Origin of the sequence: Burkholderia sp. Bp9012, from assembly GCF_003853825.1 — a bacterium.
In the GTDB taxonomy this organism is placed as follows: Bacteria; Pseudomonadota; Gammaproteobacteria; order Burkholderiales; family Burkholderiaceae; genus Burkholderia; species Burkholderia diffusa.
The window spans coordinates 135,331-156,919 of record NZ_QTQA01000013.1; the positions used below are offsets into that span (position 1 = coordinate 135,331).

Genomic DNA, 21,589 nt, shown 5'->3' on the forward strand with positions numbered 1-21,589 from the left:
GCGATGCAACCGATCCGGACGATGCGGCCTGCCGAAGCCGGCTTCACCACCGCCGCGCGGCGCCTGCTGCGCGCGAAACTCCCGCCGGCCGCGTTGCTCGCGGCGGCGGCCATCACCGTTGCGGCCGTGGTCGCTGCGACCGGCTGGCGCGCCGCCGGCCCCGCGCCGAGCGCCGCGCAGCTCGACGAATGGCAGGCGATGGTCGCGCAGGCCGTCGAGCCGCACGCGCTCGCGCAGTTGCGCACCCTCGCGCGGCGCGGCTCGGGCGACGCGCAGGCGGCGCTCGGCATCGCGCTCGTCGATGCGCGCGAGCCGGGGCTGCGCGACGAGGGACGCGGCTGGCTCGAAACCGCCGCGCAGGCGGACACGAAAGCCGACACGCCGGCCGCGCGGCGTGCGCAGCTGGCACTCGGCAAGGCGCTGCTGCTCGGCAGCGGCGACATCCCGAAGGACTACGCACGCGCCCGCACGCTGCTCGGCGAAGCGGCCGGCCAAGGCGATCCGGCCGCCGCGTATTACCTCGGGCTGATCTATCGCAGCGGCTATGGCGTCGCAGCCGATCCGGTGCAGGCCGCGCACTGGTTCGAGATCGCGTCGCGCGCGGACATCCCGGCTGCGGATTTCATGCTTGCGAACGCGTACCGCGAAGGCAGCGGCGTGCCGCGCGACGAGGCGCGCGCGCTCGCGCTGTATCGCCGTGCGGCCGAGCACGAGCTGCCGGAAGCCGTGCAGACGCTCGCGATGGCGTATCGCAACGGCGAGCTGGGGCTGCGACCCGACGCGGACGCGTTCCACGCGCAGTGGATCGAGACCGCGCATGCGTTGAAGCATCCGGTCGTCGCGCCGTAACGTTGCGTCGGCGGCGCGGGCACGAACGCGCGGCGGCGGCGCGACGGGCACGACCTGGCGCGCCGCCCGTCACGCACTGCCCCCTGTCGCTACAATAGGCGCCATGAACGCCCCCACCTCCTCCGACACGCCCGATTCCGGCGACGCGCACATCGCGCGCAACCGGCTCGAGGCGCACCTGGACGCCGCGCCGCGCGCGTGGCCGCTCGACATCGTCGCCGCCACCGGCTCGACCAACGCCGACGTCGCGACGCGCCTCAAGGCGCTGCCGCGCACCGCGAACGCGCTGCCCGCGCCGCTCGTGCGCGTCGCGTTCGAGCAGACGGCGGGCCGCGGCCGGCAAGGCCGTCCCTGGTTCGCGCAGCCCGGCAACGCACTGCTGTGCTCGGTCGGCTGCATCGTGCCGCGCCCCGTCGATGCGCTCGGCGGCCTCAGCATCGCGATCGGCGTCGCGCTCGCGGAAGGGCTCGCCACGCTGCCGCTCGACGCCCACTCGCGCGTCGCGCTCAAGTGGCCGAACGACCTGCTGCTGACGACCACCGACGACGGCACGTCGCGCATCGTCGGCAAGCTTGCCGGGATCCTGATCGAAACCGTCTGGACCACCGCCGACGCGACCGCCGTCGTGATCGGCTTCGGTATCAACGTGCGCGGCGCGGAGGCCGTCGCCGCGCAGGTCGATGCGCTGCGTGCGCGCGAAGCGGCGCTCGCGAGCGGGCTGCCGCCGGCCGCGTTGTCGGCCGCATGCGCATCGGCGAACCTCACCGATACGCTCGCCGCGGCGCTGAACGCGCTCACGCCCGCACTCGCGCAGTTCGGCACCGACGGGCTCGCGCCGTTCTTGCCGCGCTGGCACGCGCTGCACGCGTACGCGGGACGCGAAGTCGTGCTGCTCGAACAGGGCGTCGAACGCGTGCGCGGCATCGCGACGGGCATCGACGCGACCGGCCAGCTGCTGCTCGACACGCCCGACGGCATCAAGGCGATCGCGGCCGGCGACATATCGCTGCGCGAAGCGCAATGAACGAACCGCATCTGCTGATCGACGCCGGCAACAGCCGGATCAAGTGGGCGCTCGCCGACGCGCAACGCACGCTCGTCGAGACCGGCGCATTCGGCCATACGCGCGACGGCGGTGCCGATCCCGACTGGTCGGCCCTGCCGCGTCCGCATGGCGCATGGATCTCGAACGTCGCGGGCGCCGACGTGGCCGCGCGGCTCGACGCGCTGCTCGACGCCCGCTGGCCGGGCCTGGCGCGCACGACGATCCGCTCGCGGCCTGCGCAATGCGGCGTGACGAACGGCTATACGACGCCCGAGCAGCTTGGCAGCGATCGCTGGGCCGGCCTGATCGGTGCACGGGCGGCGTTTCCGGGCGAGCATCTGCTGATCGCGACGTTCGGCACGGCGACGACGCTCGAAGCGCTGCGCGCGGACGGCCGTTTCACCGGCGGGCTGATCGCGCCGGGCTGGGCCCTGATGATGCGCGCGCTCGGCACGCACACCGCGCAGTTGCCGACGCTGACCACCGACATCGCGAGCGGGCTGCTCGCGGGCGCGCAGGCCGAGCCGTTCCAGGTCGATACGCCGCGCTCGCTATCGGCGGGCTGCCTGTATGCGCAGGCGGGGCTGATCGAGCGCGCATGGCGCGATCTCGCCGCTGCGTGGCAGGCACCCGTGCGGCTCGTGCTGGCAGGCGGCGCGGCGGACGATGTCGCGCGCGCGCTGACGCTGCCGCATACGCGGCACGACGCGCTGATCCTGTCGGGGCTTGCGTTGATCGCCGCGGAAGCGGCGGCGCAGAATTGACGGAAACCGGTCGGCATCGCGCCGGCCGCGTTGATGCAGGCCCGACTGCGGGCTTCGTCACGGTGAGGATGGAAAGCGGGCGCCGGTGCGGGCGCCCATGCAGACAGCCGGCCGCACATGCATGCGGCCCGGCCGACGCGTGCGATCGCCGGCGGCAATCACTGCGCGTGCCGTGCGGCCGGCCCGACCGAACGGTTGAACGACTGAACAACGACGAGGAGTGTCGACGATGCTGCGCTGGCTGATCGCTGTTCTCATTCTCGCGAACCTGCTTGCGTTCGTCGCCGTGCGCGGCGTGTTCGGGCCGCTGCCGGCGGCAGGCCCGCGCGAACCGGGCGTGCTGTCCCGGCAAGTTCGGCCCGATGCGTTGCATGCGATGCCGCTCGCGCAGGCGAGCGATCAGCCCGTGATCGGCGGTCCGATCGGCCCGCCGGCCGTGACGGCCGAGCCGCTCGCGGCTTCCGCGCCCTGACGGCGCGGCACCCGCATCAGGACTGCTGCGCGCGCACCTTCTTCAGCAGCGCGGTGGTCGAGCGGTCGTGCTCGAACGGAATCGCGAGCGCACGCCCGCCCCAGCTGCGCACGATGGCCGATTCCGGCAGCGCGTCCATGTCGTAGTCGCCGCCCTTCACGAGAATGTCCGGACGGACGGCCTCGATCAGCGACACCGGCGTCTTTTCCTCGAATTTCACGACCCAGTCGACGCTTTCCAGCGCCGCGAGCAACGCCATCCGGTCTTCCTCGCGATTGATCGGACGGTCGTCGCCCTTGCCGAGCATGCGCACCGACGCATCGCTGTTCACGCCGACGATCAGGCATGCGCCGAGCGCCTTCGCATCGGCGAGATACGTGACGTGGCCACGGTGCAGGATGTCGAACACGCCGTTCGTGAACACGACGGGCGAAGGCAGCGAAGCGCGCAGGGCAACCAGGGCGTCGCGGGTGATCAGCTTGCGTTCGAAGGTAGCGGACATGATGAATTTCGGTTGGCGAGAGCGGCGCGCGGTGCACGTCGCGACGGAACACGGCGGCGCCAGATAAAAAGCCCGCCGGATGGCCGGGCGGGCTTCATGCGGGACTACACTGCGGCGATCGCGACCGGCGGCGCTTCACGCCGGCTGCGATGCCGCGCGGCCTCAAGCCGGTTGCGCGGCCGACGACGGGCCACTTTCGGACTGCAGGCGGCCGGTGACTTCCTTGCGGTAGCGGTTCAGCTCCTGGGCGGTCGCGAACGTGCGCTCGAACAGGATCGACAGGTTGTGCAGGATCCGTTCGACGACCTTCTTTTCCCATTCGCCGTCGAAGCGGATTTGCTCGTCGAGCCAACGCTCGAGCCATTCCGGATCGGGCAGGCGCGACTGCACGGTGTCGCGCGGGAACAGCGCCTGGTTCACGTGCAGGTTGGTCGGGTGCAGCGGCTTCTCGGTGCGACGCGCCGACGCCATCAGCACGCCGATCTTCGCGAACGCCGCGCGCGCGACGTCGCCGCAATTGTTCAGCGCCTTCTTCATGTAGCGCAGGTAGGCGCCGCCATGGCGCGCTTCATCGCGCGAAATCGTTTCGTAGATGTGCTTGATGACCGGCTCGGTGTGCCAGTCTGCCGCGCAGCGATACCAGTGGTTCAGGCGGATCTCGCCGCAGAAATGCAGCATCAGCGTCTCGAGCGGCGGCGCCGGATCGAACTCGAAGCGCACCGCGTGCAATTCCTCTTCGGTCGGCACCATTTCCGGCCGGAAGCGGCGCAGGTATTCCATCAGCACGAGCGAATGCTTCTGCTCCTCGAAGAACCACACGCTCATGAACGCGGAAAAGTCGCTGTCGTGCTGGTTGTCGCGCAGGAACATTTCCGTCGCGGGCAGCGCCGACCATTCGGTGATCGCGTTCATCTTGATCGTCTTCGCCTGCTCGTCGGTGAGCAGCGAAGCGTCGAACTTGTCCCACGGAATGTCCTTCTCCATGTCCCAGCGGACAGCTTCGAGCGACCTGTAAAGTTCCGGATAAAGCATGGTGTTCATGATGGTCCCACCCCTGTTCTGCGCAATGCGACTTCTCTAAACGTGACTGTTGCCGCGTCGGCGCGCAAGCGCGCCTTTCGCAGCCAAGACTGTAATTTTACGCGTGTATCCAGCCCCCGGGACGCAGTTTCCGCCTCCGGCAGCCGGGCGGCCGCGTCGCCGCCTTGAAGCACGCCGCGACCCCGCTCCGCTCGAACGGAACCGGCCGCGCGTGCCTGATGTGGGGGCCGGCGCAGGCCGGCTCGGTGGCGAGCCCGCCCGGCGCCACGCGGTTCCCGGACGGGCTCCCGTGCGACCGCCGGACCGGCGGGCTGCTCGATATGGTGTATACGGCGGCGGCCATGATAGCACGCGCGCATGACGGTTCCGAGACGCGGAACCGGTCGCGCGCCGCCACCTGCGGTGCGGCGATCGGTCGCGGGCGGCCGTCGCGAAAACGCAACCGATATGTAAGTTTCATCCGTTTCGGCCCCGCTCTGCTCGCGTCAGACCCGTATTTCGCCGATCGCGCGGCCGCTCTCCGGCGGCATGCCGGATGCCGGCGCGCTGCCGCCGTCGGCCCCCGCGATCCAGTTCGCCAGCGTGTCGCGCTGCGCGCGCCCGTCGCGATAGCCGAGCTCGATCAGCTCGCGCGTGAAGGCTTCCTCGAACAGCAGGTAGCTCGCGAACGACGCGCCGGCCGGCTGGCTGCCGCCGATCGCGCCGAGCAGCCCGCGCATCGTCGCCGGCATCTGCTTCAGGTGTTTCGCGGCGATCAGCTCGATGCGCTCGGACGGCGCGATCGCGAGCACGTCGACGTGCCGCCAGCCGCTGTCCACTTCGACCTGGTGCGGCAGGTGCTCGATCATCCGGTTGATGTGCTCGATCCGCTCGATGTCCGAGCCGATCGAGTCGAGAAACACGCTCGCGAGCACCTGCTGGCCGATCTGCGCGAGCGTCGGGTAGCCGCGCACCCGTCCCGAGCCGTTCGCGGCCGGAATCTCCGGCCGCGGATCGGCCGCGCCGACGACGACGATCCGGTGCGCGCCGAAGTGGATCGCCGGCGACAGCGGCGCGACCTGCCGGATCGAGCCGTCACCGAAATATTCGATCTGGCCGTCGAGCACGAGCGGCACGGCCGGAAACACGAACGGAATGGCCGACGACGCGAGCAGGTGCGATGCCGACAGATCGACGAGCCGCGCGGTGCGCTGCGCGCGCCGCCATGCCTGGATCGGCTCGGCGGCCTGGTAGAACGTCAGGTGCCGGCCGCTCGAATAGCTGAGCGCCGTCACCGAGAGCGCGTGCAGCAGCCTGCTCTCGAGCATCTGCTCGATCCGGTGAAAGCTCAGCTCGCGCTGCAGCAGGTGCGCGAGCGGAGCGTTATCGAGCAGCCCGCGCGGCGAGCGGCGCGCCGCCCAGCCGAATGACATCGTCGCGAGCCAGCGTGCGCCCGCCGCCGCGATACCGAGCCAGTCGGTGCGATAGACGTAGTCCGCGCGCAGCGGCTCCCAGAATTCGAGCAGACGCCGCACGCCGTGCGAAAAGTCGTCCGCGTGGCTCGCGATCGACGTCGCATTGATCGCGCCGGCCGACGAGCCGCAGACAACCGTGAACGGCACCGTGTGCCGATTCGGATCGGCCTCGCGCGCGATCTCGGCCAGCGCCTTCAGCACGCCGACCTGGTAGGCGGCACGTGCACCGCCCCCCATCAGCACGAGCGCGAGCCGCATGATCGACCTGCTATCCGGTTCGCGTCACGTCGAGCGCTTCGGCGGACGCGTTTCGGGCGACGAGGCGGCCGCCGCGCGCGCCGCGGCCGATCCTGCCGGCTTCGCACGCTTCGCGGCCGGCTTGCGCGGCGCGGCGGCGGCGGCCGCAGCCGCGGCCGGTGCGGGCTGCTCCGCCCGCGCCGTCGATGCGGTCTGCCCGGACGGCGCGGCGCCCGGCTCCGCGGGCTGCGCGCCCGGCTGCGTCATCGCGAGGCTCGCGAGCTGGTTGAACTGCGCCTGCAGCAGGTTCCACCAGCCGGCCGGATCGAACGCCTGCTGCGCGGCGTCGCCTGCCGGCGGTGCGTCAGCCGCGCCAGCGGCATCCGGCGCTTGCGGCGCATCGGCGCGCGGCGCGGACGCCGCTTGCGCGGCCGCGACCGCCGCTTCCTCGGCCGCCGACATCGAGCTTTGCGCGAACGCGCCGAACGCACGCAGCGTCGCGAGCGTCGCGCGCTGCACCTCGAGCGCCTGGATCGCGGACTGCAGCATGCCGAGATTGAGCTTGAGCCACTGCTCGACCGCGCGCAGATCGGTGATTCGCTTGTCGAGCTCCTCGACGCTCGTGAGCGGCGCCATCATGTCGGACATGCTCGACAGCGACGGCGGCAGCCCCGACGCGGCGCCGGGAAACGACGCCATCCCGCCGAACGGCGACATCCGCATCATGTCCCACATCCGGTCGAGCATGTCGGCAGGCTTGAAACCGGCAAAGCCGGCAAAAGGATTGGAGCCGGGGGCATCGGTCGTCATACGGGCATCCTGGTTGGCTGGGTGGGCGAAGCGGTCGGCACGAGTCGTGCGGCCGCCCTTGGTCCGATCATAACGCGCGTCAGAACGGTGCGTCGCCGGGGAAGTCTGGCGGGCGCCGCTCGCGCAGCGAGCGGATGCCCTCCTGAACGTCGGGCCCCGAGAAGCCCATGAATTCGAGCGCGAGCGACGTATCGAAGGTCGGCCCGGCGCTGCGCAGCCAGTTGTTCAGCGCGTACTTGGTCCAGCGGATCGCCGACTGGGATCCGTGCGCGAGCCGCTCCGCGACCTCGTACGCCTTCGGCAGCAGGTCAGCCGGCTCGACCGCGAGCGACACGAGGCCGATCCGCTCGGCCTCCTCGCCGCTCACCGGTTCGCACAGCAGCAGGTAATACTTCGCCTTCGCCATCCCGCACAACAGCGGCCACACGATCGCCGCGTGATCGCCGGCCGCGACGCCGAGCCGCGTATGGCCGTCGATGATGCGCGCATCCTTCGCGGCGATCGAGATGTCGGCGAGCAGCCCGGCGACGAGCCCCGCGCCGACGGCAGGGCCGTGCATCGCGGACACGATCGGCTTGCTGCAGTTGATCACGTTGTAGACGAGGTCGCGCGCCTCGCGCCACACGCGGGCGCGCACGTCGAAGTCGTTCGCCATCGCCTCGACGAGCGCGAGATCGCCGCCCGCCGAAAAACCCTTGCCCTCGCCGCGGATCACCGCGACGCGCGTGTCGGGATCGCGGTCGACGTCGCGCCAGATGTCGGCGAGCTCGCGATGCATGCGCTCGTTCGCGGTCGCGAGGCCGCTGCGGTTGGCGCCCTCGCCGCTCATCACGATGTCGAGCACGCCATGATCGCGGCGCGTCACCTTCAATGCTTCGTAACCGCCGTATGCGGCGAGATCGGCCATGCGCAGCTCCCGGGTTCGTGAAATGCTTGAAACGCCTGAATCGAGTGTAGCCAAGCCCGCGCGGGCAAACATCAGGCGAAACCCGGCGCGCGGGCCGGGACCGGGTTTCGCGCGGACGTCAGGCCGCGCCGTCGGGCGGGGCGACCGCCTGCTCGATCGCACCGAAGATCGACTTGCCGGCCGCGTCGAACATTTCGATGCGCACGGTGTCGCCGTAGCGCATGAATTCGGTCTGCGGCGCGCCGTGCTCGATCGTCTCGAGGCAGCGCTTCTCGGCGATGCAGCAGTAGCCGCGCTTCGCGTCCTTGTTCGACACCGTGCCCGAGCCGACGATCGAGCCGGCACGCAGGTTGCGCGTCTTCGCCGCATGCGCGATCAGCTGGCCGAAGTGGAACACCATGTCGGTGCCCGCGTCGGGCTGGCCGACCTTCCTGCCGTTCCAGTGAACGATCATCGGCCGGTGCACGCGGCCTTCGCGCCATTCGTCGCCGAGTTCGTCGGGCGTCACAGCGACCGGTGCGAATGCGGTGGCCGGCTTGCTCTGGAAGAAACCGAAGCCCTTCGCGAGTTCGGCCGGAATCAGGTTGCGCAGCGACACGTCGTTCACGAGCGTGACCAGCCGCACGGCCTTCAGGGCGTCGTCGGGCGATGCGCTCATCGGCACGTCGCCGGTGATCACCGCGACCTCGGCCTCGAAGTCGATGCCCCACGCCTCGGACGGGCACACGATGTCGTCGCGCGCGCCGAGGAAATCGTCGCTGCCGCCCTGGTACATCAGCGGATCGGTCCAGAACTCCGGCGGCATCTCGGCGCCGCGCGCGCGGCGCACGAGCTCGACGTGGTTCACGTACGCGGAGCCGTCGGCCCACTGGAACGCGCGCGGCAGCGGCGCCATGCAGTTCGCCGGGTCGAACGCGAACGCGTTGCGCGCGCGGCCGTGGTTCAGCGCGTCGTACAGGTCGCGCAGCTGCGGCGCGTAGAACGCCCAGTCGTCGAGGACGCGCTGCAGCGTCGGCGCGATCGCATCGGCGATCGCCGCGGTGTGCAGGTCGCGCGACACGACGATCAGCTGGCCGTCGCGCGTGCCGTCCTTCAGCGATGCAAGTTTCATGGGGTATCTGCCGTTGTAGTGACGATGGAGGGAATCTATTTTACGATGGTGAATCCGCGCGGCGCGCCACCATCGTGCACGCCGTTTTCGTCCCGACCCTTGCCGCCTTGTCGCGCCCCGTTGCCCATGCCCGCCAGCCCGCTTCCCGACGACGATCTCGCCGATTCCGACACCGACGACACCGGCTCCGGCTCCGGCGAGCATGGTGAAGGCGGCGAGAAGGTCCGCTCCGGCATCCAGTCGATCGAGGTCGGCTTCCGCCTGCTCGACGTGCTGACGAGCGAGCCGCGCGCGATGATGCTGCGCGATCTCGCGCAGCGCGCGGGCATGAGCCCGGCGAAGGCACACCGCTATCTGGTCAGCTTCTCGCGGCTCGGCGTCGTGTCGCAGGATCCCGTGTCGGGCCGCTACGAACTCGGCGGCTTCGCGCTGCAGATGGGGCTCGCGCGGCTCGCGCGCGTCGACGGTGTGAAGCTCGCGCGGATCGCGCTGACCGAGTTGCGCGACCGCGTCGACCAGACGGTCGGCATCGCGGTGTGGGGCAACCAGGGGCCGACGATCGTGCACTGGATGGAATCGAGCCATCCCGCGAAGGCGTCGCTGAAGCTCGGCGACGTGATGCCGCTGCTCGGCTCCGCGACGGGCCTGCTGTTCGCCGCGTACTTGCCGCGCAGCAAGACCGCGGCGATGCTCGAACGCGAGCTCGCCGACACGCGCCGCTCGCCGCATCACGGTGGCCCGCGCACGCTCGACGAGGTCGAGGCGGTGCTCGCCGACGTGCGCGCGCATCAGGCAGCGCGCGTCGAAGGGATGCTGCTGCCAACGATCCATGCATTCTGCATGCCGGTGTTCGACGCGGTCGGCGAACTCGCGCTCGCGATCGTCGCGCTCGGCCAGGAAGGCATGTTCGACATCGCGTGGGGCGGCGAGATGGACACCGCGCTGCGTGCATGCGCGCAGAAACTGTCTTACGAACTCGGCTATAGTCCGGACGCGCGCGACGCCTGACACGCGGGGCGTGTGACACCCGCGCGATGTCCCGCGAACGCGCGGCGCACCCGGCGGTCCGATGGCTGTGACGCGCGATGCGCGCCGCGACCGCCCCAACCCTGTTCTGTTTCGCCGATGCCGCCTGCCGACACCCGTCCTCGTCACGCCCTGCCCCGCCACTGGCTGCGCGTGGGCGTCGCGCTCGTCGTCGTGCTGGTGCTGCACGCGCTCGCGGCGTTGTGGCTGGCGCGCAGCCGCGACGCGTTCACGCCGCCCGCGCCCGCCGAGATACCGGTGCAGATCGAGCTGCTCAAGCCGCGGCCGATCGAGCGCCAGCCCGCGCCGAAGCCGGCAGAACGACCGGCCGAGCCAGCGCAGGCGAAGCCGGCCCCCGCCGCACCGAAATCTGCACCGAAATCTGCACCGAAGCCCGCGCCGTCGCCCGAGCCGGTCCTCACGTCGACGCAGACGGCCGAGCAAGGCGAGCCGCCGGCCGCCGCCTCAGCCGCCTCAGCCGCCTCAGCCGCGAGCGGCGCGGCAGGCGCATCCGGCACGCAGCCGGCATCGGCCGGCGATGCCGGCAGTGCCGCGACGCCGGGCCCCGCGACGAGCGGCGTGAAGTTCGCGGCGCCGCCGCCCGGCGACCTGCAGTACGACACGTTCTACAACGGGATGCAGAACATGATCGGCACGATCCACTGGCGCACCGACGGCCGCACCTACGACCTGTCGGTGTCCATGCCCGTGCCGTTCGTCGGCCCGTTCACCTACCGCAGCGAAGGCCGCATCGACGCATTCGGCGTCGCGCCCGACCGCTATGTCGAGAAACGCGGCAAGCGGCCCGAGGACATCGCGATCTTCAACCGCGAAATCCGCCAGGTGGTCTTCACGCGCACGCCGAACAACGCGCCGCTGCCAGACGGCGTGCAGGATCGCTTCAGCATGCTGATGCAGCTGTCGGGGCTCGTGCGCGGCAATCCGTCCGCCTACCAGCCGGGCGTCACGCAGCAGTTCTTCGTGATCGACAACAACAACGGCGAGACCTGGCCGATCACGGTGATCGGCGACGAGGACGTGCAGACGCAGGCCGGCATCGTCCGCGCACGCCACTTCATGCGGCTGCCGCGCCGCGACGGCGACACACGCCGCATCGACATGTGGCTCGCGCCGTCGCTCGACTGGCTGCCCGCGCGGCTCGTACAATCGGAGCCGAACGGCTCGCAGATCGAGCTGCTGTGGCACGGCCGGCTCGCCCCGCCCGGTGCGCCCGCCGATGGCGCGACGCGAGGCGCACCGAACGAAGACGCAACGAACGCGCCCGCCAGCGTGCCGGCCTCCGCCGCACCGGCCATGGAGCCGGCACAGCCCGCAGCGCCGCCCGCGGAGCAGGCGCCCGCGCCAGCGGCTGCGCCGCCGGCAGCGTCGCAGCCCGCGCCGTAACGATCGACCAATCGGCAATTTCGACCGATTAAAGCTCTCGCCAAAATGGCCGATGACACTCTTTAACAACTATTTCGGTATTCCGGATCACAATAAGAAACGTTTGATAGATATCGGCTTCTAACCCGATACACCCCACGCAAACGGGAGAACGGGGTGTGCAGCGCAAGCCCCTTGAAACCGGCAAGGTCTGCCCCACCTACGGGACAACAAGGCCAGATGCCACTGCGAAGAGGAGTGCCGCCATGCAAATGATCTACAACAGCCCCAACTACTGCGTCGTCGAATTTGCGCCGCAGGCCGGCCACCATCTGATGAATGCCGGCGGATACGAAATCGTCGACAAGAACGCGCAGCGCGAGATCTTCATCGACGGCGAGCTCGCCGAGCGATTCCGCGCACACGTGAAGCAACTGATCGAGGATGAACCGTCGCTCGACGAAGTGGACGAATTCCTCGGACAGTTCGACAGTCTGATGATGATGCCCGTCGTCCTGCACTGACGACCCGCGGCCCGGCGCATCGCCGGGCCATTCGCCGCTTTCGGGCGGCGCCGCGAGCACTCCGATCCAAGCCCCCGTCCGGTTCGCCGGGCGGGGGTTTTCGTTTGGTGCGGGCCGGGCGGCGCCCTGGCGCACCGGCTACAATGACGGTTTTCCCGTCTTCGCCGCTCTTCCGCCATGTCCGCGACCCCTCTCGCCGCTTCCGCCCCGCTCGACGCGCCCTACACGCGCGGCGCCGACCTGCCCGCGCTGCTGAAATCGCGCATCCTGATCCTCGACGGCGCAATGGGCACGATGATCCAGCGCTACAAGCTCGACGAGGCCGCGTATCGCGGCGAGCGTTTCAAGGATTTCCCGCGCGACATCAAGGGCAACAACGAACTGCTGTCGCTCACGCAGCCGCAGATCATCAGCGAGATCCACGACCAGTATTTCGCGGCCGGCGCGGACATCGTCGAAACCAACACGTTCGGCGCGACGACGGTCGCGCAGGCCGACTACGGGATGGAAGACCTCGTCGTCGAGATGAATGTCGAATCGGCGCGGCTCGCGCGCGAATCCGCCGCCCGCTACGCCACGCCCGACAAGCCGCGCTTCGTTGCCGGCGCGATCGGGCCGACGCCGAAGACGGCGAGCATCTCGCCGGACGTCAACGACCCGGGCGCGCGCAACGTCACGTTCGACGAGCTGCGCGACGCGTATTACCAGCAGGCGAAGGCGCTGCTCGACGGCGGCGTCGACCTGTTCCTCGTCGAGACGATCTTCGACACGCTGAACGCAAAGGCCGCGCTCTTCGCGCTCGACGAACTGTTCGAGAACACCGGCGAGCGCCTGCCGATCATGATCTCGGGCACCGTGACCGACGCGTCGGGCCGCATCCTGTCGGGCCAGACGGTCGAGGCATTCTGGAATTCGCTGCGTCACGCAAAGCCGCTCACGTTCGGCCTGAACTGCGCGCTCGGCGCGGCGCTGATGCGCCCGTACATCGCCGAGCTCGCGAAGCTGTGCGACACCTACGTGTCGTGCTACCCGAACGCGGGCCTGCCGAACCCGATGAGCGACACCGGCTTCGACGAAACGCCGGACGTGACGTCGGGCCTCCTGAAGGAATTCGCGCAGGCCGGGCTCGTGAACCTCGCGGGCGGCTGCTGCGGCACGACGCCCGAGCACATCGCCGAGATCGCGAAGGCGCTCGCCGACGTGAAACCGCGCCGCTGGCCGAGCCAGTACAGCGACGCCGCCTGACCGACCGCCCCAACGCCCGCCCTACATCACACGAATTCGCACCGCCATGACCGATCACATGATGCGCCTTGCCGGCCTCGAGCCGTTCAACGTCACGTCCGGGACACTCTTCATCAACGTCGGTGAACGCACCAACGTCACCGGCTCGAAGGCATTCGCGCGGATGATCCTCAACGGCCAGTTCGACGAGGCGCTCGCCGTCGCGCGCCAGCAGGTCGAGAACGGCGCGCAGGTGATCGACATCAACATGGACGAGGCGATGCTCGATTCGAAGGCGGCGATGGTGCGCTTCCTGAACCTGATCGCATCCGAGCCGGACATCGCGCGCGTGCCGATCATGATCGACTCGTCGAAGTGGGAAGTCATCGAAGCGGGCCTCAAGTGCGTGCAGGGCAAGGCGATCGTGAACTCGATCTCGCTGAAGGAAGGCGAGGAAGCGTTCCGTCACCACGCGAACCTGATCCGCCGCTACGGTGCGGCCGCGGTCGTGATGGCGTTCGACGAGAAGGGCCAGGCCGATACGTACGAGCGCAAGACCGAGATCTGCAAGCGCTCGTACGACTTCCTCGTGAACGAAGTCGGCTTCCCGCCGGAAGACATCATCTTCGACCCGAACATCTTCGCGGTCGCGACCGGCATCGAGGAGCACAACAACTACGCGGTCGACTTCATCGAGGCGACCCGCTGGATCAAGCAGAACCTGCCGTACGCGAAGGTGAGCGGCGGCGTGTCGAACGTGTCGTTCTCGTTCCGCGGCAACGACCCGGTGCGCGAGGCGATCCACACCGTGTTCCTGTACCACGCGATCCAGGCGGGCATGGACATGGGCATCGTGAACGCGGGCCAGCTCGGCGTGTACGCCGATCTCGACCCGGAGCTGCGCGAACGCGTCGAGGACGTGATCCTGAACCGCCGCGCGGATTCCACCGACCGCCTGCTCGAGATCGCCGACAAGTTCAAGGCCGGCGGCGCGAAGAAGGAAGAGAACCTCGAGTGGCGCAACCAGCCGGTCGAGAAACGGCTCTCGCATGCACTCGTGCACGGCATCACGACCTTCATCGTCGAGGATACCGAGGAAGTGCGCGCGAAGATCGACGCGGCGGGCGGTCGCCCGATCAACGTGATCGAAGGCCCGCTGATGGACGGGATGAACATCGTCGGCGACCTGTTCGGCCAGGGCAAGATGTTCCTGCCGCAGGTCGTGAAGTCGGCGCGCGTGATGAAGCAGGCCGTCGCGCACCTGATCCCGTTCATCGAGGAAGAAAAGCGCCTGCTCGCGGAAGCGGGCGGCGACGTGCGCGCGAAGGGCAAGATCGTCATCGCGACCGTGAAGGGCGATGTGCACGACATCGGCAAGAACATCGTGTCGGTCGTGCTCCAGTGCAACAACTTCGAAGTGGTCAACATGGGCGTGATGGTCCCGTGCAACGAGATCCTCGCGAAGGCGAAGGTCGAGGGCGCGGACATCATCGGGCTGTCGGGCCTCATCACGCCGAGCCTCGAGGAAATGGCGTACGTCGCGTCCGAAATGCAGCGCGACGACTACTTCCGCGTGAAGAAGATTCCGCTCCTGATCGGCGGCGCGACGACCTCGCGCGTGCACACGGCCGTGAAGATCGCGCCACACTACGAAGGCCCGGTCGTCTACGTGCCGGACGCCTCGCGCTCGGTGTCGGTCGCGTCGAATCTGCTGTCGGACGAAGGCGCGGCGAAGTACCTCGACGAGCTGAAATCCGATTACGAACGGATCCGCGACCAGCACGCGAACCGCAAGGCGCAGCCGATGGTCACGCTCGCCGAGGCGCGCGCGAACAAGACGAAGGTCGACTGGGCAGGCTACCGGCCCGTGAAGCCGAAATTCATCGGCCGGCGCGTGTTCAAGAACTACGACCTGAACGAGCTCGCGAACTACATCGACTGGGGCCCGTTCTTCCAGACCTGGGATCTCGCGGGCCCGTACCCGGCGATCCTGAACGACGAGATCGTCGGCGAATCGGCGCGGCGCGTGTTCTCCGACGCGAAGTCGATGCTCGCGCGCCTGATCCAGGGCCGCTGGCTGACCGCGAACGGCGTGATCTCGCTGCTGCCCGCGAACACGGTCAACGACGACGACATCGAGATCTACACCGACGACTCGCGCTCGGAAGTGCTGATGACGTGGCGCAACCTGCGCCAGCAGAGCGTGCGTCCGGTGGTCGACGGCGTGATGCGCCCGAACCGCTCGCTCGCCGACTTCATCGCGCCGAAGGAATCGGGTGTCGCCGACTACATCGGGATGTTCGCGGTGACGGCCGGGCTCGGTGTCGACGTGAAGGAAAAGCAGTTCGAAGCCGACCACGACGACTACAGCGCGATCATGCTGAAGGCGCTCGCGGACCGCTTCGCGGAAGCGTTCGCCGAAGCGATGCACGCGCGCGTGCGCCGCGAGCTGTGGGGCTACGCGAGCGGCGAGACGCTCGACAACGATGCGCTGATCGCCGAAAAGTACGCGGGCATCCGCCCGGCGCCCGGCTACCCGGCCTGCCCCGACCACCTCGTGAAGCGCGACATGTTCGACGCGCTGCAGGCGAACGAGATCGGCATGAGCGTGACCGATTCGCTGGCGATGCTGCCGGCGGCCAGCGTGTCGGGTTTCTACCTCGCGCACCCCGACAGCACGTATTTCTCGGTCGGGAAAATCGGTCAGGATCAGCTCGAGGACTACGCGCGACGCATGGCGCTGTCGCTCGACGATGCGCGCCGGGCGCTCGCGCCGCAGCTCTGATCGATGCGCGACCGGGGCGGCCTCGCCGCATTTTGATCAGACAAATAAAAAGCCCGCATCGAGCGGGCTTTTTCTTGCCGGACCCATCTTGCGGCCGGCGTCGCCGGGCAACGAGGCTCAGAAGCCCCAGTGCACGTCGGCCTGGCCGGCCTTCGCTTCGCGCAGCATCGTGAGGAACGGTGCCACGCGCTGCGCCAGGCTCGGCGGCACTTCGTGGTGCGCGTGGTCGTCTTCGTCCTCGTGGAAATGGCCGGCGTGCTCGGCGCGCTCCTGCTTCGCCTGCGCGACCGCGCCTTCCAGCTTCGCAATCGCGTGGTCCAGTTCGTCGTGCGTAATGACACCGCGTTCGCCCAGCTGCTTGCCGACGAGGCCCAGCACGTACACGGCGAAATCCTTCAGCACGTCGAGATCCTGTGCCGCCTTGCTCTTGAACGTAATCATGACAATTCCCTTTTCATCTTGTTGTGCCTGCGCGGCGCAGTTGGGGGGACGCCGGCAGACCGGCGTCCGGCCTCGCGGACGCGGGGCGCCTGAGCGGCATATTAGCACCTGTTAAAATTCTGCGATCCCTGAAACGCGCGCTTAAAAAGCGCGCCGGCCGGCCGGCGTTTCCGGCCGCCACCAACGAAGCCTTCTACCAGCATGCTGCCAGCACACAAACAGACCCTCGAAGCCCTGCTCGCGGATAGCGTCACGCAGGTCGCACACGCGCTGAAAGGCGCCGACGCGGCATTCGTCACCCCGGCCATCACGCTGGAGCGCCCGAAGGTCGCCGCGCACGGCGACGTCGCGTGCAACGTCGCCATGCAGCTCGCCAAGCCGCTCGGCACGAACCCGCGCCAGCTCGCCGAGAAGATCGTCGCCGCCCTCACGGCCCAGCCGGCCGCGCAAGGGCTCGTCGACGCAGCCGAAATCGCCGGCCCCGGCTTCATCAACCTGCGCCTGACGGCCGCCGCGAAACAGGCGGTGATCGCCGCCGTGTTCGACCAGGGCCGCGCGTTCGGCACGTCGGATCGCGAAAAGGGCAAGCAGGTGCTGCTCGAGTTCGTGTCGGCCAACCCGACCGGCCCGCTGCACGTCGGCCACGGCCGCCAGGCAGCGCTCGGCGACGTGCTCGCGAACGTGATCGCGAGCCAGGGCTACGCGGTGCACCGCGAGTTCTACTACAACGACGCCGGCGTGCAGATCGGCAACCTCGCGATCTCGACGCAGGCGCGCGCGCGCGGCCTGAAGCCGGGCGACGCGGGCTGGCCGGAAGCCGCGTACAACGGCGAATACATCGCCGACATCGCACGCGACTACCTGAACCGCGAGACGGTGGCCGCGAAGGACGGCGAGCCGGTCACCGGCGCCGGCGACATCGACGATCTCGACGCGATCCGCAAGTTCGCGGTCGCGTACCTGCGTCACGAGCAGGACATGGACCTGCAGGCGTTCGGCGTGAAATTCGACCAGTACTACCTCGAGTCGTCGCTGTACAGCGAAGGCCGGGTCGAGAAGACGGTCGACGCGCTGGTCAAGGCCGGCATGACCTACGAGCAGGACGGCGCGCTGTGGCTGCGCACGACCGACGAAGGCGACGACAAGGACCGCGTGATGCGCAAGTCGGACGGCACGTACACGTACTTCGTGCCGGACGTCGCGTACCACGTGACGAAATGGGAGCGCGGCTTCACGAAGGTGATCAACATCCAGGGCTCCGACCACCACGGCACGATCGCGCGCGTGCGCGCGGGCCTGCAAGGCCTGCATGTCGGCATCCCGAAGGGCTACCCCGACTACGTGCTGCACAAGATGGTCACCGTGATGCGCGACGGCCAGGAAGTGAAGCTGTCGAAGCGCGCGGGCAGCTACGTGACGGTCCGTGACCTGATCGAATGGTCAGGCGGCGCAGCGCCGGGCCAGGAAGCGGCACCCGACCTGATCGACGAGGCGACCATCACGCGCGGTCGCGACGCGGTCCGTTTCTTCCTGATCTCCCGCAAGGCCGACACCGAATTCGTGTTCGACATCGACCTCGCGCTGAAACAGAACGACGAGAACCCGGTCTATTACGTCCAGTACGCGCATGCGCGGATCTGCTCGGTGCTCAACGAACTGAAGTCGCGCTACAGCGTCGAGGCGGCGCAGCTGCCGGGCGCCGACCTGTCGCAGCTCACGAGCCCGCAGGCCGTGTCGCTGATGCAGAAGCTCGCCGAGTATCCGGACATGCTCACGCACGCGGCGAACGAACTGGCGCCGCACGCGGTCGCGTTCTACCTGCGCGATCTCGCTGGTGAATTCCACTCGTTCTACAATGCGGAGCGCGTGCTGGTCGACGACGAAGCGCCGCGCAACGCGCGCGCCGCGCTCCTCGCCGCGACCCGGCAGGTGCTCGAGAATGGTCTGGCGGTACTCGGCGTGTCTGCGCCCGCCAAGATGTAACGATGCAAGCGGCCCGAACCGGGCAGCGAATGGCCGCGGCAGCGCCCGCCGCGACCTTTTCACGATTCTTTTTGCAGGTGACTCAAGCAATGGCACAACCACGCCGAACTTCGAAGCAATCGAAACAAGCCGGAGGGACATTTCTTGGAATCGTGCTGGGCCTGATCGTCGGCCTCGCGATCGCGGTGGTGGTGGCGCTCTACATCACGCGTTCGCCGTCGCCGTTCGTGTCGAAGGTCGCGCCGCCGCCCGCCGACAACGGCGCGAGCCAGCCGCAGCAGTTCGACCCGAACCGCGCGCTGCAGGGCAAGACGCCCGGCCAGCCGGTGCCGCAGGCCGCGCAGTCCGCGCCGCCCAATACCGCACCCGGCCAGGCCGCGAACCAGACCCAGGGCGGCCTGCTGCCCGAGCCGCAGATCGTCGAAGTGCCGCCGTCGGGCGACACGAACGGCACGACCGGCTCGAGCAACACCACCGCGTCGAACAATGCGTCTTCGGGCAACGGCGTCGCCGTCGCGCCGAAGCCGGCCGACAACACGCCGCCGCCGAAGAAGACGCAGCAGGCGCAGCAACACCCACAACAGCAGCAAGGCGGCGAGGACGATCTCGCGCGCTTCGCCGCGCAGAAGCAGGCGCAGCAAGCCGCCGCGCAAAAGCAGCAGCAACAGCAACTGGCCGCGAACACGCCGAAGCCGACCTCGTCGGCCACGGCCGCCGCGCCAGCGAAGCCGCCGACCGCGAACGACGCGAACACCGGCTACTTCCTGCAGGTCGGCGCGTACAAGACGGAAGGCGACGCCGAGCAGCAGCGCGCGCGCCTGGGCTTCCAGGGCTTCGAGTCGAAGGTGTCGAAGCGCGATGTCAGCGGCGTGACCTATTTCCGCGTGCGCGTCGGCCCGTTCTCGAAATTCGAGGATATGAACTCGGCCCGTCAGCGCCTGTCCGATGCAGGTGTCGACACGGCGGTGATCCGTTTCACGAAGCAGTAAGCAACCGGCCGCGCCCACGCAGAACCCGTTACGTTTCGTAACCCGAGCAACTGATTCGACGTCTACAACATGAAAAAACTGCTTAGCACGCTCCTTCTGTCCCTGGGCCTCGCCGCTGCAGGCTTCGCCCAGGCAACGCCTGCCGCACCGGTGTCCGGCAAGGACTTCGAGGTGATGAAGTCGCCGCAGCCGGTGTCCGCGCCGGCCGGCAAGGTCGAGGTCATCGAGTTCTTCTGGTACGGCTGCCCGCACTGCTACGAATTCGAGCCGACGATCGAGGCCTGGGTGAAGAAGCAGGGCAACAACATCGACTTCAAGCGCGTGCCGGTCGCCTTCCGCGACGATTTCGTCCCGCACTCGAAGCTGTTCTACGCGGTGTCGGCGCTCGGCATCTCGGAGAAGGTCACGCCGGCGATCTTCAACGCGATCCACAAGCAGAAGAACTACCTGCTCACGCCGCAGGCGCAAGCCGACTTCCTGGCGACGCAAGGCGTCGACAAGAAGCAGTTCATGGACGCGTACAACTCGTTCAGCGTGCAGGGCCAGGTGAAGCAGTCGGCCGAGCTGCTGAAGAACTACGCGATCGACGGCGTGCCGACGGTCATCGTCCAGGGCAAGTACAAGACGGGCCCGGCTTACACGAACAGCATCCCGGGCACCGCGCAGGTGCTCGATTACCTCGTGAAGCAGGTTCAGGACAAGAAACTCTGATCCCCGCCCGCGCGCCGGCATGACTACTCCGCTGAAGGTCTTCATCACCGGCGCGTCGAGCGGCCTCGGCCTCGCGATGGCCGAGGAATACGCCCGCCAGGGCGCCACGCTCGCACTCGTCGCGCGCCGCACCGATGCCCTCGATGCGTTCGCGCGACGCTTTCCCAAGCTGTCCGTCTCCGTCTATTCCGCCGACGTGCGCGACGCCGATGCGCTCGCCACGGCCGCCGCGTCGTTCATCGCCGCGCACGGCTGCCCCGACGTCGTGATCGCGAACGCGGGCATCAGCCAGGGCGCCGTCACCGGACAAGGCGATCTCGCCACGTTCCGCAACGTCATGGACATCAATTACTACGGGATGGTCGCGACGTTCGAGCCGTTCGTCGGCCCGATGACGGCCGCGCGCCACGGCACGCTGGTGGGCGTCGCGAGCGTCGCCGGCGTGCGCGGCCTGCCCGGTTCCGGCGCGTACAGCGCGTCCAAATCGGCCGCGATCAAGTATCTCGAGGCGCTGCGCGTCGAGCTGCGCCCGGCCGGCGTCGGCGTCGTGACGATCGCGCCCGGCTACATCCGCACGCCGATGACCGCGCACAACCCGTACCGGATGCCGTTCCTGATGGACGCCGACCGCTTCGCGGCCCGCGCCGCACGCGCGATCGCTCGGCAGCACGCGTTCCGCGTGATTCCATGGCAGATGGGCGTCGTCGCGAAGGTGCTGCACGTGCTGCCGCGCTGGCTCTACGACCGTCTGTTCGAAAAGGCGCCGCGCAAGCCGAAGGCCGGCGCGCACTGAGCGCATCGGGGGCATCGGGCGTCCGGCGCGTCTGGCGCGCCGTTCATGCCGGACCGGCGCAGCGCCACGGTTCGGTGCCAACGCAGCGCGCGCCGCTTCCTCCTGTCGGCCGTACCACGCGTCGCACGCCGGTACCGAGCTTCCTCCGCTTCTTCCGCTTCTTCCGCTTCTTCCGCTTCTTCCGCTTCTTCCGCTTCTTCCGCCCCCTCCGCTTCCTCCGCTTCCTCCGCTTCCTCCGCTTCCTCCGCTTCCTCCGCTTCCCTCGCCTCCGTCGCTCCAACAGATTCGCGCCGACCCGCTTCGATTCGCGGCCTCCCCACAACAGTCTCGCCCGCCCGCCGTTCGCCGCCGCACCTGCCTTGCCTCCCCCGCCGCTGCGCCGCCCCAACACGCATTCCGTCGCCAACGCAGCCGTTTTTCGCTCAACTCACCGCGTTCCGGCGCCTTTTTTCACGCGCGGCACGCTTTGACGGTATGCTATCCGCCAGCCGCGCCGGCCCTGCCCGCTTCCGGGCCGCGCCCGCATTCCGACACCCGG

Annotated in this window: 20 protein-coding genes; 13 read left to right on the forward strand and 7 right to left on the reverse strand. The window is 68.9% G+C overall.

The window, feature by feature from the left end; all coding sequences use genetic code 11:
• Positions 1-3: 3 nt before the first annotated feature.
• The 4 genes from DIE11_RS19385 to DIE11_RS19400 all read left to right on the forward strand — a co-directional run bounded on the left by DIE11_RS19385 (position 4) and on the right by DIE11_RS19400 (position 3,130).
• Entirely contained in the window at positions 4-849 is an 846-nt protein-coding gene (locus tag DIE11_RS19385; RefSeq protein ID WP_124626401.1) for a tetratricopeptide repeat protein, read from the forward strand.
• Positions 850-952: 103 nt separating this feature from the next.
• The gene (locus DIE11_RS19390) at positions 953-1,873 is read left to right on the forward strand and encodes a biotin--[acetyl-CoA-carboxylase] ligase (protein ID WP_124626403.1); all 921 of its coding nucleotides are present in this window, start codon (positions 953-955) and stop codon (positions 1,871-1,873) included.
• Positions 1,870-2,658 carry a type III pantothenate kinase gene (locus DIE11_RS19395; RefSeq protein WP_124626405.1) on the forward strand — a complete coding sequence of 263 codons (789 nt, stop codon included), beginning with the start codon at positions 1,870-1,872 and terminating at the stop codon, positions 2,656-2,658. Before DIE11_RS19390 ends, DIE11_RS19395 begins: the two co-directional genes overlap by 4 nt.
• Positions 2,659-2,887: 229 nt before the next feature.
• Entirely contained in the window at positions 2,888-3,130 is a 243-nt protein-coding gene (locus DIE11_RS19400) for a hypothetical protein (RefSeq protein WP_059600026.1), read from the forward strand.
• Between the two features lie 16 nt (positions 3,131-3,146).
• Here DIE11_RS19400 and rfaE2 read toward each other — a convergent pair whose 3' ends face one another.
• The 6 genes from rfaE2 to DIE11_RS19435 all read right to left on the reverse strand — a co-directional run bounded on the left by rfaE2 (position 3,147) and on the right by DIE11_RS19435 (position 9,192).
• Positions 3,147-3,632, reverse strand: a complete 486-nt coding sequence (rfaE2, locus tag DIE11_RS19405) for a D-glycero-beta-D-manno-heptose 1-phosphate adenylyltransferase (RefSeq protein WP_059600025.1) — start codon at positions 3,630-3,632, stop codon at positions 3,147-3,149.
• A 162-nt stretch (positions 3,633-3,794) separates the two neighbouring features.
• Positions 3,795-4,673, reverse strand: a complete 879-nt coding sequence (locus DIE11_RS19410) for a ferritin (protein WP_059451551.1) — start codon at positions 4,671-4,673, stop codon at positions 3,795-3,797.
• 485 nt (positions 4,674-5,158) lie between these two features.
• Entirely contained in the window at positions 5,159-6,385 is a 1,227-nt protein-coding gene (locus tag DIE11_RS19420) for a patatin-like phospholipase family protein (RefSeq protein ID WP_124626406.1), read from the reverse strand.
• Between the two features lie 24 nt (positions 6,386-6,409).
• Entirely contained in the window at positions 6,410-7,174 is a 765-nt protein-coding gene (locus DIE11_RS19425; RefSeq protein ID WP_059600023.1) for a PhaM family polyhydroxyalkanoate granule multifunctional regulatory protein, read from the reverse strand.
• A 79-nt stretch (positions 7,175-7,253) separates the two neighbouring features.
• Positions 7,254-8,081 carry an enoyl-CoA hydratase/isomerase family protein gene (locus tag DIE11_RS19430; RefSeq protein ID WP_059600022.1) on the reverse strand — a complete coding sequence of 276 codons (828 nt, stop codon included), beginning with the start codon at positions 8,079-8,081 and terminating at the stop codon, positions 7,254-7,256.
• A gap of 118 nt (positions 8,082-8,199) precedes the next feature.
• The gene (locus DIE11_RS19435; RefSeq protein ID WP_059681568.1) at positions 8,200-9,192 is read right to left on the reverse strand and encodes a fumarylacetoacetate hydrolase family protein; all 993 of its coding nucleotides are present in this window, start codon (positions 9,190-9,192) and stop codon (positions 8,200-8,202) included.
• Between the two features lie 126 nt (positions 9,193-9,318).
• Here DIE11_RS19435 and DIE11_RS19440 point away from each other — a divergent pair, with 126 nt between their 5' ends.
• From DIE11_RS19440 to metH, 5 genes are all read left to right on the forward strand, one after another.
• Positions 9,319-10,200: an IclR family transcriptional regulator gene (locus tag DIE11_RS19440; protein WP_185633787.1), complete on the forward strand. Its 882-nt coding sequence runs from the start codon at positions 9,319-9,321 to the stop codon at positions 10,198-10,200.
• A 117-nt stretch (positions 10,201-10,317) separates the two neighbouring features.
• Positions 10,318-11,622, forward strand: coding sequence for a DUF3108 domain-containing protein (locus DIE11_RS19445; RefSeq protein WP_124626409.1), 1,305 nt, complete (start codon positions 10,318-10,320; stop codon positions 11,620-11,622).
• Positions 11,623-11,867: 245 nt separating this feature from the next.
• Positions 11,868-12,125 carry a DUF3567 domain-containing protein gene (locus DIE11_RS19455; RefSeq protein WP_006477667.1) on the forward strand — a complete coding sequence of 86 codons (258 nt, stop codon included), beginning with the start codon at positions 11,868-11,870 and terminating at the stop codon, positions 12,123-12,125.
• Positions 12,126-12,302: 177 nt separating this feature from the next.
• Positions 12,303-13,370: a homocysteine S-methyltransferase family protein gene (locus DIE11_RS19460; RefSeq protein WP_059600019.1), complete on the forward strand. Its 1,068-nt coding sequence runs from the start codon at positions 12,303-12,305 to the stop codon at positions 13,368-13,370.
• A gap of 46 nt (positions 13,371-13,416) precedes the next feature.
• A complete protein-coding gene (metH, locus tag DIE11_RS19465) occupies positions 13,417-16,134 on the forward strand; it encodes a methionine synthase (RefSeq protein WP_185633788.1) in 2,718 nt (905 codons plus the stop codon).
• Between the two features lie 117 nt (positions 16,135-16,251).
• Here the strand turns inward: metH and DIE11_RS19470 are convergent, their stop codons facing one another.
• On the reverse strand, positions 16,252-16,575 hold the full coding sequence (locus DIE11_RS19470; protein ID WP_044846191.1) for a DUF1840 domain-containing protein: 324 nt from the start codon (positions 16,573-16,575) through the stop codon (positions 16,252-16,254).
• Between the two features lie 201 nt (positions 16,576-16,776).
• On the opposite strand from DIE11_RS19470, the gene argS reads away from it, so the two are divergent.
• The 4 genes from argS (at position 16,777) to DIE11_RS19490 (ending at position 21,051) form a co-directional block, all read left to right on the forward strand.
• Complete coding sequence (gene argS / locus DIE11_RS19475; protein ID WP_124626411.1) at positions 16,777-18,558, forward strand: arginine--tRNA ligase; 1,782 nt, start codon at positions 16,777-16,779, stop codon at positions 18,556-18,558.
• A gap of 89 nt (positions 18,559-18,647) precedes the next feature.
• Positions 18,648-19,547 (forward strand): SPOR domain-containing protein, encoded by a 900-nt coding sequence (locus DIE11_RS19480; protein WP_124626413.1) that lies wholly within the window; start codon positions 18,648-18,650, stop codon positions 19,545-19,547.
• 69 nt (positions 19,548-19,616) lie between these two features.
• A complete protein-coding gene (locus DIE11_RS19485) occupies positions 19,617-20,258 on the forward strand; it encodes a thiol:disulfide interchange protein DsbA/DsbL (protein WP_059523964.1) in 642 nt (213 codons plus the stop codon).
• A gap of 19 nt (positions 20,259-20,277) precedes the next feature.
• Positions 20,278-21,051: an SDR family oxidoreductase gene (locus tag DIE11_RS19490; RefSeq protein WP_044846187.1), complete on the forward strand. Its 774-nt coding sequence runs from the start codon at positions 20,278-20,280 to the stop codon at positions 21,049-21,051.
• The last annotated feature ends 538 nt before the right edge of the window (positions 21,052-21,589 follow it).